15 protein-coding genes are annotated in these 14,251 nt (G+C 64.1%); 6 read left to right on the top strand and 9 right to left on the bottom strand.

Translation table 11 applies throughout. The features are described from left to right. Positions 1-3 precede the first annotated feature (3 nt). The 3 genes from NKI70_RS03880 to ftsE all read right to left on the bottom strand — a co-directional run bounded on the left by NKI70_RS03880 (position 4) and on the right by ftsE (position 2,492). On the bottom strand, positions 4-594 hold the full coding sequence (locus NKI70_RS03880; RefSeq protein WP_502898919.1) for a YdcF family protein: 591 nt from the start codon (positions 592-594) through the stop codon (positions 4-6). A gap of 262 nt (positions 595-856) precedes the next feature. Continuing rightward, positions 857-1,840 (bottom strand): cell division protein FtsX, encoded by a 984-nt coding sequence (locus tag NKI70_RS03875; RefSeq protein ID WP_352646673.1) that lies wholly within the window; start codon positions 1,838-1,840, stop codon positions 857-859. Beyond that, a complete protein-coding gene (ftsE, locus tag NKI70_RS03870) occupies positions 1,833-2,492 on the bottom strand; it encodes a cell division ATP-binding protein FtsE (RefSeq protein WP_023677923.1) in 660 nt (219 codons plus the stop codon). Before ftsE ends, NKI70_RS03875 begins: the two co-directional genes overlap by 8 nt. A 236-nt stretch (positions 2,493-2,728) precedes the next feature. Between ftsE and NKI70_RS03865 the strand changes: the two genes are divergently transcribed. The 3 genes from NKI70_RS03865 to NKI70_RS03855 all read left to right on the top strand — a co-directional run bounded on the left by NKI70_RS03865 (position 2,729) and on the right by NKI70_RS03855 (position 4,299). After that, positions 2,729-3,019: a hypothetical protein gene (locus NKI70_RS03865; RefSeq protein WP_352646671.1), complete on the top strand. Its 291-nt coding sequence runs from the start codon at positions 2,729-2,731 to the stop codon at positions 3,017-3,019. 186 nt (positions 3,020-3,205) lie between these two features. After that, complete coding sequence (hpt, locus tag NKI70_RS03860) at positions 3,206-3,748, top strand: hypoxanthine phosphoribosyltransferase (protein WP_254816654.1); 543 nt, start codon at positions 3,206-3,208, stop codon at positions 3,746-3,748. Between the two features lie 179 nt (positions 3,749-3,927). Further along, positions 3,928-4,299 (top strand): response regulator, encoded by a 372-nt coding sequence (locus NKI70_RS03855; RefSeq protein ID WP_352724324.1) that lies wholly within the window; start codon positions 3,928-3,930, stop codon positions 4,297-4,299. Positions 4,300-4,317: 18 nt separating this feature from the next. On the opposite strand, the gene NKI70_RS03850 is transcribed toward NKI70_RS03855, so the two are convergent. After that, positions 4,318-5,268: a DMT family transporter gene (locus NKI70_RS03850; protein WP_352456692.1), complete on the bottom strand. Its 951-nt coding sequence runs from the start codon at positions 5,266-5,268 to the stop codon at positions 4,318-4,320. Between the two features lie 224 nt (positions 5,269-5,492). Between NKI70_RS03850 and NKI70_RS03845 the strand changes: the two genes are divergently transcribed. Then, positions 5,493-6,350 (top strand): LysR substrate-binding domain-containing protein, encoded by an 858-nt coding sequence (locus NKI70_RS03845; RefSeq protein ID WP_352621639.1) that lies wholly within the window; start codon positions 5,493-5,495, stop codon positions 6,348-6,350. Between the two features lie 73 nt (positions 6,351-6,423). On the opposite strand, the gene NKI70_RS03840 is transcribed toward NKI70_RS03845, so the two are convergent. Then, positions 6,424-9,039 carry a TIGR02302 family protein gene (locus NKI70_RS03840; protein ID WP_352724323.1) on the bottom strand — a complete coding sequence of 872 codons (2,616 nt, stop codon included), beginning with the start codon at positions 9,037-9,039 and terminating at the stop codon, positions 6,424-6,426. A 212-nt stretch (positions 9,040-9,251) separates the two neighbouring features. Next, positions 9,252-10,193, bottom strand: coding sequence for a threonine/serine dehydratase (locus tag NKI70_RS03835; RefSeq protein WP_352570560.1), 942 nt, complete (start codon positions 10,191-10,193; stop codon positions 9,252-9,254). A gap of 63 nt (positions 10,194-10,256) precedes the next feature. Here NKI70_RS03835 and NKI70_RS03830 point away from each other — a divergent pair, with 63 nt between their 5' ends. Continuing rightward, complete coding sequence (locus NKI70_RS03830) at positions 10,257-10,559, top strand: ArsR/SmtB family transcription factor (RefSeq protein ID WP_352570559.1); 303 nt, start codon at positions 10,257-10,259, stop codon at positions 10,557-10,559. A gap of 10 nt (positions 10,560-10,569) precedes the next feature. On the opposite strand, the gene lysA is transcribed toward NKI70_RS03830, so the two are convergent. The 3 genes from lysA to argH form a co-directional block, all read right to left on the bottom strand. Further along, positions 10,570-11,838 carry a diaminopimelate decarboxylase gene (lysA, locus tag NKI70_RS03825; RefSeq protein WP_352724322.1) on the bottom strand — a complete coding sequence of 423 codons (1,269 nt, stop codon included), beginning with the start codon at positions 11,836-11,838 and terminating at the stop codon, positions 10,570-10,572. A 15-nt stretch (positions 11,839-11,853) separates the two neighbouring features. Beyond that, on the bottom strand, positions 11,854-12,060 hold the full coding sequence (locus NKI70_RS03820; protein ID WP_023677931.1) for a hypothetical protein: 207 nt from the start codon (positions 12,058-12,060) through the stop codon (positions 11,854-11,856). Between the two features lie 71 nt (positions 12,061-12,131). Then, the gene (gene argH, locus NKI70_RS03815) at positions 12,132-13,532 is read right to left on the bottom strand and encodes an argininosuccinate lyase (protein ID WP_352724320.1); all 1,401 of its coding nucleotides are present in this window, start codon (positions 13,530-13,532) and stop codon (positions 12,132-12,134) included. A gap of 35 nt (positions 13,533-13,567) precedes the next feature. Between argH and tlpA the strand changes: the two genes are divergently transcribed. Further along, entirely contained in the window at positions 13,568-14,251 is a 684-nt protein-coding gene (tlpA, locus tag NKI70_RS03810) for a thiol:disulfide interchange protein TlpA (protein WP_023677933.1), read from the top strand.

The following is a 14,251-nucleotide window of genomic DNA, read 5'->3' as shown; positions in this document are numbered from 1 at the left end:
CGTTCAGTTTCCGCCCGCGGCGTCGGCCAGCGTGACGCCGTTGGGCGATTGCTTCACCGGCATGATGCCGCGCGCCAGCGCCAGCAGGTATTTGTTATATTCGGTGAACAGCACGCGCAGCGCTTCTGGCTTGGTCAGCCAGCCGCCATTCTCGAGGTTGGTGTTGACCACCGGATAGGGTTCGAGCCTGGCGCCGTGCAGCAGCCGGCCCATTTCCAGCAGGCTGCGCGGCATGTGATAATTGTTGGTGACGAGAATGACCGTGCCGTAGGCATGGTCCTCGACCCATTTGGCACTTTCCTCGGCATTGCCGATCGTGTCGAGCGCGGCGCGGTCGATGTCGACGCAGCAGGAAAACAGCCTCTTGTCGCCGCCGGTCGCGGCCTGAAGCTGGCGGCGGCTGGCGGAGGGATGGACGCCGCTGATCAGCAGCCGCTCGCCCTTGCCTAACGAAAGCAGGCCCATCGCAGCGTCGAGGCGCGACTGGCCGCCGGTCAGCACGATGATAGCGTCGGCCCTTGCCGGATTGGCGGGCGTAGTCAGGCGGCTGACGGTATTGGCGAACCAGCCGAAGCCGGCGACAAACAGCGCCATAAAGGCGAGCAGAAGGAGAGCCGAGATGCGCAAGGAGCGGGCTGCCAGCAGCCGCCCATGTTTGGCGAACTGACCCGGCTTGGCAAATTCATCAGGCTCGGCGAATACAGGCGGGCGCGCAACCAGCACTGGCATGCATCCAGCGGTATCGGTCGAGTCCCGAACGTCCATCATGAAATGGTTAATCCCGAAATACGGCCTTTGGTAGGAAAAAAATGCAATTTTCGTGACGATGCGTTTTCATCCGTGATCGATCTTTCCTTTAGCCGGCGTCCGGCTGGCGAATGTCGATGTCGCTGAGATAGGTAACCACGGTGAAATGGGAGGTTGCCGCCGTCAGCGCGCCGATCACCAGCACCATGACAGCGACCCCGAGATAACCCGCCGAGCCGATGGCGAAATTGCCGAATAGGGCGGTCGCCTGGTCGGCCAGCGGCGTTGCCATGTTGCGTGACGACCACCAGGAGAAGACGATGAAGACCAGGATCGCCGCGGCGCCGCCTGCCGCGGCGCCCTTCATGCCGGTGACCAGAAAATGCCGGCGGAATTCGCGCGCGATGAAGCGCGCCTCGGCGCCGACAAAATGCAGCACCTCGATGATGTGGCCATTGCCGGCCATGGCGCCGCGCGTCGCGAATACCACGGTCAGCACCGTCGCCGACAGCATCAGCGCCAGCACTGCAATACCGATCGTTACCGTGGTGCGGGCCATGGCAACCAGCCGGTCGACCCAGGTGCGATGATCGTCGAGCGAGGCACTCGGCAGCTTCGGCGTGATCGCCGCGCGCAGTGCGGCGAAATCGGGCGGACTATTCTCGTCGATGGTGATGATGATCAAGCGCGGCACCGGCAGCTCATCGATGTTCAGGCCCGAGCCCAGCCAAGGCTCGAGCAGCCGGGCCGTCGCTTCGCGGTCGACGATCCGGGCGCTTTTCACGCCAGGGAATTCGCCGGCGATCTGCGAGGCCAGCGCAAGTGCGGCCTCCATGTCGAGGCCGTCGACCGGCTTGATCTGGATGGTCGCCTCGCGCGAGATCTGGTTCTCCCAGACGGAGGCGGTGTCACGCACCAGCGTGACGGCGCCAAACGTCAGGCAGGACAGAAACGTCATGATGGCGATGACCAGCACCAGCGCCCGGCCGGCGATGTTCTGCGCCGGCACGATCGGCGCCATTTTGCGCTGGACGCGGGGCTTTGCCGCCGCGGCGTCCTGACCCTCGAAATGTTCGACGGAGAGCTCAGTCATAGATGTCCAGCCTTCCGCCGGCCAGGATCATTCGCCGTGCGTCGACCTGTTCCATCAGGCCGAGGTCGTGTGTGGCGATCACCACGGCGGTGCCCAGCCGGTTGAGCTCGATGAACAGCCGCAGCAAGCGTCGTGCCAGCGGCGGGTCGACATTGCCGGTCGGCTCGTCGGCGAGCAGGATCTCGGGCTGCTCGATCAACGCCCGGGCGATGGCGGCGCGCTGCTTCTCGCCGCCAGACAGCACCGGCGGCAGCACATGCATGCGCTCGCCGAGGCCGACCCATTTCAGCAGCTCGGTGACGTCGGTGCGATAGGTCGCCTCCTCGCGGCCGCGCACGCGCAGCGGCAATGCCACGTTCTCGTAGGTGGTCATATGGTCGAGCAGGCGAAAATCCTGGAACACCACGCCGATGCGTCGTCTCAGATGCGGCAATTCGGTACGCGAGATGCGCGAGCGGTCCTTGCCGAAAATGGTGATCAGGCCGCGTGTCGGCTTCAGCGACATGAACAAAAGCCGCAGCAACGTCGTCTTGCCGGCGCCTGAAGGTCCGCTCAGGAACTGAAAGGAGCGCTCCGGAATGTGCAAGGAGATGTCGCGGAGGATCTCCGGACCCATGCCATAGCGGAGGCCGACATTTTCGAAGCGGATCACTTTCGACGACCTGAAATTCTCGGCGGCAAGATGCCAGCCCTTTCTATGGAAAGACCATCGGCCGGCATGGTTAACCGACGGTTAATTTGGGGGCTTTTCGAGCGAGTCACAGGGGTTCCGGTGGGGAAGCGTTAACCATTTCCGTTTACCCAAAAGAAACGAACAGCGAACAGGTGCGGTAGTGTTGGGCCATGATGGCTGAGGATCGAACCGCGCGCCCGGTTTCCGGCGAAATCATGACCGATCCGGCCGCCGAGCCGGAACGCATCATGCGCGACGTGACCGCCGAGGTCATCGATGCCGATTATGAGGTGCTGCCCCGCCATTTTACACGTCCAGACTTTGCGCCGCTGCCTGCGCGCATGATGTCCATGCCTTCGATCGAAGGCATGGACATGTTGCGCAAGCCCGAAACCGCCGTCGAACGCCCATTGTGGGTGCATGGTGGGCCGATCTTCTGGATTGTCGGCGTCGGTGCCGCCTTTGCCGCCTTCTGGATTTCGGGCGGCCATGCGCTGGTTCGTTAGAGCGGCGCCAGAAAATCAACAGGTCACCAGATAAACGATCAGCGACGCGCTGCGGACACCCGACCGTTCGCGGGCGTCCTGCGAAAGATTTGGCCTTGCCAGCCGGCTCGACATGCCTAGAAACAGGTTGAAGACCGTTTTCGGTCGGCTTCGCCTACAAGGCGATCATTTCTGGAAGGGCAGCCAATGCCAGTTGTGCGCGGCAAGGACATCGAAGTCCTGTTTTCGGCGTCCGCCATCGCGCGGCGGAACCTGGAACTTGCCAAGGAGATCGCCGGGCACGACTACCACGACCTTCTGGTAATCTCGGTGCTGAAGGGATCGTTCATCTTCGCCGCCGATCTTATCCGTGCCATGCACGATGTCGGCCTGTCGCCGGAGGTCGAGTTCATCTTCATCTCCAGCTATGGCGCCGGCACGACCAGCGGTGAGGTGAGGGTGCTGCGCGACATCGACAACGAGGTCGCCGGCCGCGATGTGCTTTTGATCGACGACATTCTGGAATCCGGCAAGACACTGAGTTTCACCCGCGACCTCATGCTGTCGCGCGGCGCGAGGAGCTGTGCCATCGCCGTGCTGCTCGACAAGCGCATGCGCCGCCAGACCACGCTCAACGCCGACTATGTCGGCTTCGACTGCCCCGATTATTTCGTCGTCGGTTATGGCATGGACGTCGCCCACGCGTTTCGCGAATTGCCCTTCGTCGGCATCGTCAAGGGCGACGCTTGAAGCCTTTTGATAATTCTACTCCGGCGGCCACCTGCCGGTGCTCTCGGACTCGAACGTCCGCTCCGCTCCGGTTCTCGAAAACCACGCCATCTGACTCGGCGGAGCGAATTCTGAAAAGGCCTCATCGACCTTCAGCGCCTTCAGGAAACATCAACTTTTCCCCGCCAAATATCCTGCCCATGGCAAAGCTCCTGATCGTCGAGGACGATGAATCCGTCCGCACTCTCGCCGCTCGCGCGCTCGAACGCGCCGGGCATAATGTCACTGTTGCCGCCGACGGCGCACATGGCCTTTCTCTGATCCGGACGGCGCAAGGGAGCTACGACCTTGTGCTGTCCGACATCCGCATGCCGGAGATGGACGGCATCGAGATGGCCAAGGCGGCAGCGGCGCTGTTCCCGGCGATCAAGATCATGCTGATGACCGGCTATGCCGACCAGCGCGAGCGCGCCGAGGAATTGGACGGCATTATTCTCGACGTCGTGCAAAAGCCGTTCACGCTGGCTGAAATCCGCGCCCGCGTCGAACAGGCGCTCGCCTGCTTCGCCTAAGCCCAAGGCCGACCGCCTTCAGGCGGGGTCGCAGGTCGCCGCAATGGCTGGCGCGCCGCTCCGGCGCCGGCTGGCATTGAGGGCAAACAGGCCGGCGCCGATGATGAGGGCTGCGCCTGCCGCCGTCGCTGGTCGCGGCACTTCGGCAAAGAACAGAAAACCCCATAGCGGCGACCAGATGATACCGGTGTATTCGAAGGTGGCGACGCTGTTGGCGGGCGCCAGCCGGTAGGCCTGCGACAACAGGATCATGCCGGCCGAGGCAACGAAGCCGCATGCCCCCATCTTGAGGAGATCCGGCGTCGCCGGCCAGACCCATGGCCGGACGAGGAATTCGAGACTCGGATGCACGGCGTGGTCAATGCCTGCCAGCCAAAACAATGCCGCCGCCAAGGCGGCGCCGACCAGATAGGCGCCGTTCTGATAGAAAGCCATGACAGTCGAGGATTCGGTGTCGCCGATCTTGCGTGCCATCAGCTGCGAGAAACCGTAGAGCAGAGCCGAACCTAGCGACAGCAGCGCTGCCCAGTCGAACAAGCCGGCGCCCGGGCGCACCATCACCAGCACGCCGAGCATGCCGACCAGGACGGTGGCGAGCGCCTGCCAGGACACGCGTTCGCCGAGATAGGGGCCGGCCAACGCCATGATGAACAGCGGCGCCATGAAATAGAGCGCCACCGCGTCAGCCAGCGGCAGGGCGGCGATTGCCAGGTAGTAGGCCGTATAGGAGGTGAACTGGATGAAGGCACGCATCGTCAGCATGCCGAACCGCTTCGACAGGATCGCCTGCAATCCGACATCGGCGTGGACAAGGAAAACCAGGATCGGCAGGGCGACGATCGAGCGGATCGCCATCACCTCGGTGACCGGATAGTGGCTCGACACCGCCTTGACCAGCGGGTCCTGCAGCGAAAAGACCAGCACGCCGAGACAGAGGCTGAGGATGCCGAGCACAAGCCGATTCTGCATAGGCGCTCCTGTCTCCCGCGTGCGCGGCCGAAAGCAGGCCTGCATCCGGGGTAAAAAGAACCCGCCACCGTTTCGGGCAGCGGGTACGAGTGAGGACTTTTGATTGGTCCGCAGCCGATTTCGCGGCCGCATATCCAATGGGTAAGGCGACTATCGTCCGCCGTTTGACATGTTGCAAACGAATTGGAATGATGCCAGCAATCAGATTCTCTTATGGTAGGCACATGCGACCCAATCTCGACAGCGACCTGTTGCGCACCTTCGTGGCGGTCGCCGACACCGGCAATTTCACCAAAGCGGCGGAGCGGGCCGGCCGCACCCAGTCGGCGGTCTCGATGCAGATGAAGAGGCTCGAAGGCATGATCGGCGACAGCCTGTTCGAGCGCGGGTCGCGCGGTGTAGCGTTGACGCAGCGCGGCGGCGAACTCATCGCCAACGCCAGGCGCATCGTTTCACTGCTCGACGAGACGGCGGCATCGATGGTCGCGGCGCCGCTTGGCGGGCCGGTGCGCATCGGTATCCCGGAGGAATATGGCCACGCGATCCTGTCGCGGGCACTCGGCGCCTTTGCCAAGCGCCATCCTCAGGTCGACATCACCGTCCGCTACGCGCATTCCGGTGCGCAGATCGCGGCGCTCGCCGCCGGCGAGCTCGATCTGGCGGTGGTGTTCGAATGGCAGGATCTGTCAGGCGGTGAGGTGCTGATGCATGACCCGACCGTATGGGTGACGTCGGAGCTGCATCACATGCATGAGGAGCGGCCGGTGCCGATCGCGCTCTACAACCGTGCCGGTTGGTGCAAGGATTTCGCCATAAAGGCGCTGGAACAGCGCGGTCTCGCCTATCGTGTCGCCTACACCAGCGATACCAATGGCGGCCTGCGGCTCGCCGTCACCTCCGGCTTGGCGATTGCGCCGATCTCGCGCAGCAACATCCCGGCCGGCTGCCGCGAGCTTACGGCCGCCGACGGGTTCGGCGACATCGATTCCTCGAACGTGGTGCTGCGGCGCAATCCGAACGCTTCCGGCGAGGCCATCGACGGCATGGAAGAGGCGATCCGCGAGGCGTTCGCCAACCGTTAAAACGTGCCGCTCAGTCCGGCGGTGGCGGCCTCCACGGACCGCACGGCGATCTTCCGAATATTGGGGGGCAGCCTTACTTCAGCTCCAGCAGCCGCTCCAGATAGCTGCGCTCGATATCGGGGCTGAGTGCGTTGCCGAGCCGCTTGCGGATCGCTTCGAGGATCTGGCGGGCACGCTGCACATCGATCTCGTCGGGCACTCTCACCGAACTTCCGTCATCGGGACCCTCGCTGGTGCGGGGCCGCCCGAGCGGGTCACGGTCGGCATTCTGCTGGCGTCCGCCCTGCCCGTTGCCGCCCTGGTCGCCTTGCATCGCCTGCAGTTGCTTCATCATGTCCTTGGCGCCCCTGCGCAAGGCTTCCAATGCGCGGCCCTGGTGACCGACGGCCTGGTCGCCTTCGCCCTCGCCGAGCGCCTGTTCGGCATTGCCCATGGATTTGCCGGCCTCGCCAAACCCCTCATTGGGGTCGAGGCCCATGCCTTCGAGGCTCTTCCTCAATTGATCGAGCTCGCCCTGCAGCTTGCCCTGGCCTTCCTGCAATTGCTTCAGCGCATCAGCAAATTCCTGCGGCGTCATCGGCTTCGGCCGGCCGAGCGGATCGCGGTCGTCACCCGGGCCGGGTTTGCCCTCTTCGCCCATCGGGCCAGGCTCACCGTTCTCGCCGAGCTGCTCGTCGCGGTTCTGCCCGCGCTGTTGCTGGCCGCGCTGCACCTGGTCCATACGGAAAGTGTCGTTCATCATCTCCTGCTGGCGCCGCATGATCTCGCCCAGCTTGTCCATCTGCTGGCGCATCTCGCTGTCTTGCTGGCCGCCTTGCTGCTGGCGGCCTGCCTGCAGATTGTTCATCATGTCCTGCAACTCGGACAGCAATTGCTGCGCCTGGTCGCGATTGCCGGATTTCGCCAGGTTCTCGATCTGGTCCATCATGCGGTCGATGTCGCTCTGGCGCAATTCCTGACCGTTCTGCTGCATCTGTGGCGCATTCGGATTCTGCTGCGCCCGCGCCGCGAATTCCTGCAGGAACTGGTTCATCGCCTCGCGCAGTTCCTTCATCGCCTTCTCGATCTCTTGGTCGCTGGCGCCGTTCTTGATCGCATCCTGCAGCGCCTGCTGCGCCTGGCGCAGCCGCTTCTCGGCCGCCGACAGATTGCCTTCCTCGATGCCGAGCGCGATCTCCCAGAGGTAAGCGACCTCGTCGCGCAACTGGTCGTCGCTGTCGGCCATCTTCAGCCGGGTGCGGGCGCTCATGATGGCGAGGTAGTGCGCCATGTTGTCGAACGTGTCTTCCGGCCTGAGCGTGATTGCATCCATCAGGTCGAGCACGCGGTCCTTGGCATAGGCGTCGAGCGCCAGTATGCGGCGCTGCTCGACCACAGCCCGCGCCAACGGGTTGGAGAATGGCCGCTCCGGCATCACCAGCGTCTTGGTTTCGCTGGTCGCCGTGTGTCCGGCACCGTCGGTGGCGACAAGCGACAGCTTGACGTTGCCACCTGCCCAGACATGGTCGGTCAGATCCTTCGTCGTCTTAGCGGCATTGGCCTTGCTGCCGCGGCGCGGCAACGTCAGCGGCATTTCCGGCGGGCCATAGAGCGGATGCGCGTTGGGCACTTGCGGATCGGCCAATGCGAAAACCGCCTTGGCGGAGGCCGCGCCATAGTCGTCGTCGATCTGGTAGTTGAGTTCGAAGGCGCCGTTGACGGCGCGCTTCGGCTCGCCGACAAAGCGGATCTGCGGCGGCTTGTCGGGAATTATGGCGAAGGCCCAGCGGCCGAGCTCGCCGTCGCTGGACTGCAGCGTCAGCGTGCCGTCGGCCGTTAACTTGCCGCTGAACTGGCGCACGGTGGAAGGCGTTGCCGGACTTGCCTCAGTCCTGGCGGCTTGCGGCCCGGTCGGATCGATGGCGCGGGTGTTGCCGCCGGTGTCGGCGTAGCTCAGCGTTTCCTCGCCCGAACCGCCGGTGACGCGCAGCGACACATCGCTGCCCTCCGGAACCGTGAAGGTCGGCGGCGCTTGAGTGGCGTTGTTGGCCAGGACCGGGGCGTTCAGGAATACCGGCGGCCTGCCGGTATAGGCCGGCGGCGTCACCCAGGCATCAATGCGCGGCGGCACGATGTCGCGGGCGGCACGGGCAACAAAACCGTCGCTCAGCCTGCCGCCCGATGGCCCGAAGGAGAAGGCAAAGGCAGTGACCAACAAAAGCGCGGCAACGGCGCGCAGCGCCCACGGGTCGCGTTCCGGCACGCGTGTGCGCGGCACGTCGCCGCCAAGCTCGCCCAGCCGGTCCGCCATGCGCCGCTGATGCTCGCGCCACAGGGCTTGCGAAAAAATGCTTTCCTTGCCGCTCGGGCGATCGGTCTGGACCTGCACCGGGCTGTGCAGCAATCGGTTGGCCGACTCGATGCGGCGGTCGACCTCGGCACTGGATGGCGTGCGGAAGAAACGCAGTGGATAGAGTGCGGCAAGCGCTGCGACGCCGAACGCCGTGATAAGACCGATCCGCGCCAGATCGGGCAAAAATGGGAACAGGCCGAGCCACGAAATGCTGAGGAACAGGCTGGCGACAATGATCAGTGGCAGCAGCAATGGCCAGCCGCGTTCGACGATTATCGAGACCTGCGTCCCCAGCCGGCTCAAGGCAAGGCGCCTGGCCAGACTGCGATCGCTGGTGAAAATGGGTCGTTGTGTCATCGGCCCTTCCTGGCCGGGCGGGATAGCCCAGGCCTCACGAGTCTATCGCATGGGCCCGAAAAGTCGATTTTCGGGAAGCACGATGCGAAGACCTAAAATCTTAGCGCGTACTTCGTGCGTCCAAGCGGATGCACATCGCCCCAAGGATACCAACAAACACGGCGAAGGCGAGGCGGTTCCCCAAAACGTGAACAATAATGCCCCGGATATTGTCAGAATTTCGCCGGATTGGAGTTTGCGCCGCAGACCAGTACGGCAACGCGCTCGCCTGCAGCCGGTGCGTAGCGGCCGGACAGGAGCGCCGCGAAGGCGGCCGCACCGCCCGGCTCGGAGATGATTCGCACGCGGTCCCACAGCGCCGCCTGGGCGGCGATAATGTCGTCGTCGCCGACCAGGATCGAGCGCTCGACGAATGCCTCGGCGATAGGAAACATCATTTCGCCGACACGCTTTGGCGCGAGCGAATCGGCGGCGATGCCCTCAGCCGGCGCGTCGACGGGTCGGCCCGCCTCGAAGGCGCGATGAAGCGTCGGCGCACCCTCCGGCTCGACCGCGATTATCCTGATGCGGCCGGAAAACCAGGCAGCGATGCCGCCGATCAGCCCGCCGCCGCCGACGGCGACCAGCAGGGTGTCGAGCTTCGGCAGGTCGGCCTCGATCTCGAGGCCGAGCGTGCCTTGCCCGACCAGCGTCTCCTCCTGGTTGAAGGCGTGGATCTGCAGCGCGCCGGATTTTTCGGCGAAGCTCTCGCTGGCGGCCAGCGCCTCGGCATAACGGGCGCCGCCGACGATCAGCTCGGCGCCGTAGCCGCGGATGCGGTCCAGCTTGGCCTGCGGGCTCACTTCGGGAACAAAGATGGTCGCCTTGTGGCCGAGTCGCATGGCGGCATAGGCGACGGCGGCGCCGTGATTGCCGCCCGACGCGGCGACGACGCCGGCCGCAGGAACCGGCCGTTCGAGGAGATTGGTGAACGCACCACGCGCCTTGAACGAGCCGGAATGCTGCAAGCACTCAAGCTTCAGGTCGACAGGCAGAGGCGGGCGGCCGAAATCGGCCATGTCGACGCGTAGCACCGGCGTGTGGCGCACGAAGGGCCGGATGCGGGGTTCTATCGCCGCAATGCGCTCGCGTGTGATCGTGTGGCCGTGCAGCATGCTTTCACTCCCAGAGTTGACATTCAGAGTTGACATTACTTAGTAACTTGGCAAAGTGCCTAAATGCAACAGGTCGATGTCTTCAAAGCAATCGCCAACGAGCGCAGGCTCCAGATCCTCGATTGGCTGAAGGACCCGCGCGCGCATTTTCCGCCGCAGGCGGACGGCGATCTGGTCGAGGACGGCGTCTGCGCGCTGCTGATCGCGGAAAAGCTGGGGATCACCCAGGCAACGCTCAGCGAGCATATGCGCGTGCTCACCCAGGCAGGGCTTTTGCGCAGCAAGCGCATCAAGCAGTGGATATTCTATCGCCGGAATGAGGACAGAATCGCCGAGACCAGGGCGCTCATTCAGCACCGGCTGTAGCTGCAGAGTTCTACTCCAACCAGTCCGGCACCGAGTCCAGTCCGATCAGCTCGTCATAGGTCTGGCGCGGGCGCACAACGTGGAAGCGGTCGCCGTCGACCAGCACTTCCGGTACCAGCAGCCTGGTATTGTAGGTGCCGGCCTGAACGGCGCCATAGGCGCCGGCGGTGGAGACAGCGATCAGGTCGCCGGATTTCAGCCGGGGTAGGTCACGGTCGAGCCCGAGATAGTCGCCGGTCTCGCAAACCGGGCCGACGACGTCGACCTTCATGCGTGGTGCAGCGGCCGGCTGCTGCGCCACCGGCCTGATGTCGTGGAAAGCGTCGTAAAGCGTCGGCCGGATCAGGTCGTTCATCGCGGCGTCTACGACGAGGAAGTTCTTGGCGTCGCCCTCCTTCACGAAGATCACCTGCGAGACCAGGATGCCGGCATTGCCGACGATCAGCCGGCCTGGCTCGAACATCACTTTCAGCCCAAGTTTGGCAACATGCTTCCTGACGATCCGGGCATAGGCATCGGGCAAAGGCGGCGGGTTGTTGTCGACGCGGTAGGGAATGCCAAGGCCGCCGCCGACATCGATGTGCTCGATGGCATGACCGTCGGAGCGCAAGGCGTCGACCAGTTCCACCAGCAGCGCAAAGGCGTCGTCGAAGGGCTGCAATTCGGTGATCTGGCTGCCGATATGGGTGTCTATGCCCGTGACCTTGATGCCCGGCAGCTCAGCCGCGCGCGCATAGACCTTCCGCGCATGCTGCCACGGAATGCCGAACTTGTTCTCGGCCTTCCCAGTCGAAATCTTCTTGTGCGTCCTGGCGTCGACATCCGGATTGATGCGCAGCGAGATCGGCGCGACCTTGCCCAGCGCGGTGGCGCGGGCCGACAGCAGCTCCAGCTCCGGTTCGGATTCGACGTTGAAGCAGAGAATGCCGGCCGAGAGTGCGAAATCCATTTCGCGCGCGGTCTTGCCGACGCCCGAAAACAGGATCTTGCTTGCCGGGATGCCGGCCGCCAAAGCGCGGCGCAATTCGCCCTCCGAGACCACGTCGGCGCCGGCGCCGAGCCTTGCCAGCACCCTCAGCACGGCCTGGTTGGAATTCGCCTTCATGGCATAGCAGACGAGAGCATCGAGCCGGGCAAAGGCCTCGGTGAAGACGCGAAAATGCCTGGTCAGCGTCGCCGTCGAATAACAGTAGAACGGCGTGCCGACGCTGGCGGCGATGTCTGATATCGCCACGTCCTCGGCATGCAGCGCGCCGTCGCGGTAGTCGAAATGGTTCACGAGATTGGTCCGAAATCAGAGCAGCGGGTCGAGGATGAATTTCTTGTCCTCGACAGGTTTTTCCGGCTCCGGCGGCAAAGGTTGCTTGGCCTTCTCGGCGTCCTTGCGGGCCTGCACGGCTGCCGCGTACGGCGTGTCGAGCGCAGCCTTCCTGCCGCAGGCCGCAACGGTGGCCATTGCCGCCAGCAGCGTCAGCGTCACCAAAATCCTGCTTCCGGTCATCGTGCCATCCGTCCGAAACTGTTGCCCGCAGCCGCTTCTAGCCGAGTTTTGCGGCCATTGCACCCCGCGTCTTACGCCTTGGCGAGCCGCTTTTTCCAGTAGCGGATCTGCTTGCGCACCTCGGACGGCGCGGTGCCGCCGAAGCTCGTGCGGCTCTTTACAGAATTCTGCACGGCAAGAACCGAAAACACGTCGGCGCTGATACCGGGGTGAATGGACTGCAGATCCTCCAGCGAAAGCCTGTCGAGCCCGATCTTCCTGTCCTCGGCCAGCGCCACCGCCCGGCCAGTGATATGGTGCGCCTCGCGGAACGGCAGCCCGAGCGTGCGCACCAGCCAGTCGGCGAGGTCGGTCGCAGTCGAATAGCCGGCGCCAGCCGCCTTTTTCATCGCGGCAGTGTTCACCGTCATGTCGCGCACCATGCCGGTCATTGCCGCCAGCATCAGGTCGAGCGTCTCGGCCGCGTCGAAGACGGATTCCTTGTCTTCCTGCATGTCCTTGCCATAGGTCAGCGGCATGCCCTTCATTACCGTCAGCAGGCCGACGAGATGGCCGGTGACGCGGCCGGTCTTGCCGCGCACCAGTTCGGCAGCGTCCGGGTTCTTCTTCTGCGGCATGATCGACGAACCCGTCGAGAAACTATCCGATAGCCTGACGAAGCCGAATTGCGGCGTCGACCAGATGATGATCTCTTCGGCCAGCCGCGACAGATGCGTCGCACAGATCGCCGCCAAGCCCAGGAACTCGAGCGCGAAATCGCGGTCCGAAACACTGTCGAGCGAATTGCGCGTCGGCTCGCGGAAGCCAAGCGCCTTCGCCGTCTGGTGCCGGTCGATGGAAAAGCTGGTGCCGGCAAGGGCGGCGGCGCCGAGCGGGCTTTCATCCATCCGCTCGATGGCGTCGCGGACACGCGACAGGTCGCGTGCAAACATCTCGACATAAGCCATGCAGTGGTGGCCGAAGGTCACCGGCTGCGCCGCCTGCATGTGGGTGAAGCCCGGCATCACCGTTGCCGCATGCTCCTCGGCCCGATCCAGGAACGCCGTGATCAGGCCCTTCAGCGCCTCGGCGACACGAAAGCATTCGTCCTTGACCCACAGCCTGAGGTCGACCGCCACCTGGTCGTTGCGCGAGCGGGCGGTATGCAGGCGGCCGGCGGCGGGGCCGATCAAATCGGCCAGACGGGCCTCGACATTCATGTGGATGTCTTCCAGCCTGGTCGAGAACTCGAATGTGCCGGCCTCGATCTCTGCGAGGATCGTGTTCAGCCCGTGAGCGATTTTTTCTTGATCGGCCGCCGAAATAATGCCCGTTTGCGCCAGCATCTGGCTATGGGCGATCGAGCCGCGAATATCCTGCGCATAGAGTTTGCGGTCGAACGAGATCGACGCGTTGATCGCTTCCATGATTGCGGCCGGACCCGAGGCAAAACGTCCGCCCCACATCTGGTTGCTGGCCTTCTTGTCGTTCATCGCTATAACCCGTGCTCCGGAGCAGTTTTTCAAAAATGGCAGACGGCAATAGATTTTTCCCGGCTTTGCGTCTCATCCTCGCCGCTTTGGTTGCGGGCGTGCTGGCCGGCGCGGTCGCGGTATATGTCAGGGAAAGCAGTTCTGGCAACAAGGCGCCCGCGCAAGTGGCCGCCGGCGGCGGCAAGGACGACGTCGCCTGCGCCGCCAAGACCGACCGTGCCAAGAAGATCGCCGCCGCTGCCACCGGCCAGGTTGCCGCGCTTTTGCCGGCGGATCCGCCGCAATCGCTGAAAAGCCTTGCCTTCAACGGCCCCGACGGCAAGCCGACGACGATCGCCGATCATGCCGGCAAGACGGTGCTGCTCAATCTGTGGGCGACATGGTGCGCACCTTGCCGCGCCGAAATGCCGGCGCTCGATGCGCTGCAGAAGGAGATGGGCAGCGATGCGTTTCAGGTTGTTGCCGTCAACGTCGATGCCGGCGACGATGCCAAACCGAAGAAGTTCCTGGAGGACACCGGCGTCAAGTCGCTCGGCTACTATCGCGATGCCACGATGGCGCTGTTCAACGACGTCAAGACGCGCGGCCTGGCGCTCGGTCTGCCGGTCACCATGCTGATCGATGGGCAAGGCTGCCTGATCGCCCATATGAATGGCCCGGCCGAATGGTCGGGGCCGGATGCCAAGCGTCTGGTCGAGGCGGCGCTTCAGCCGGGATAG

It is taken from the genome of Mesorhizobium sp. M0500 (genome assembly GCF_040321165.1).
In the GTDB taxonomy this organism is placed as follows: domain Bacteria; phylum Pseudomonadota; class Alphaproteobacteria; order Rhizobiales; family Rhizobiaceae; genus Mesorhizobium.
Note: the sequence above shows the minus strand (reverse complement) of the source record. Positions and strands in the feature narration are given on the sequence as shown.

Bases quoted from the DNA above. Each gene is read 5' to 3' on its own strand.
- NKI70_RS03880 (WP_502898919.1), bottom strand. From the start codon at position 594: ATGGCGCTGTTTGTCGCCGGCTTCGGCTGGTTCGCCAATACCGTCAGC.
- NKI70_RS03875 (WP_352646673.1), bottom strand. From the start codon at position 1,840: ATGACTGAGCTCTCCGTCGAACATTTCGAGGGTCAGGACGCCGCGGCG.
- NKI70_RS03865 (WP_352646671.1), top strand. From the start codon at position 2,729: ATGACCGATCCGGCCGCCGAGCCGGAACGCATCATGCGCGACGTGACC.
- hpt (WP_254816654.1), top strand. From the start codon at position 3,206: ATGCCAGTTGTGCGCGGCAAGGACATCGAAGTCCTGTTTTCGGCGTCC.
- NKI70_RS03855 (WP_352724324.1), top strand. From the start codon at position 3,928: ATGGCAAAGCTCCTGATCGTCGAGGACGATGAATCCGTCCGCACTCTC.
- NKI70_RS03850 (WP_352456692.1), bottom strand. From the start codon at position 5,268: ATGCAGAATCGGCTTGTGCTCGGCATCCTCAGCCTCTGTCTCGGCGTG.
- NKI70_RS03845 (WP_352621639.1), top strand. From the start codon at position 5,493: ATGCGACCCAATCTCGACAGCGACCTGTTGCGCACCTTCGTGGCGGTC.
- NKI70_RS03840 (WP_352724323.1), bottom strand. From the start codon at position 9,039: ATGACACAACGACCCATTTTCACCAGCGATCGCAGTCTGGCCAGGCGC.
- NKI70_RS03835 (WP_352570560.1), bottom strand. From the start codon at position 10,193: ATGCTGCACGGCCACACGATCACACGCGAGCGCATTGCGGCGATAGAA.
- NKI70_RS03830 (WP_352570559.1), top strand. From the start codon at position 10,257: ATGCAACAGGTCGATGTCTTCAAAGCAATCGCCAACGAGCGCAGGCTC.
- NKI70_RS03820 (WP_023677931.1), bottom strand. From the start codon at position 12,060: ATGACCGGAAGCAGGATTTTGGTGACGCTGACGCTGCTGGCGGCAATG.
- argH (WP_352724320.1), bottom strand. From the start codon at position 13,532: ATGAACGACAAGAAGGCCAGCAACCAGATGTGGGGCGGACGTTTTGCC.
- tlpA (WP_023677933.1), top strand. From the start codon at position 13,568: ATGGCAGACGGCAATAGATTTTTCCCGGCTTTGCGTCTCATCCTCGCC.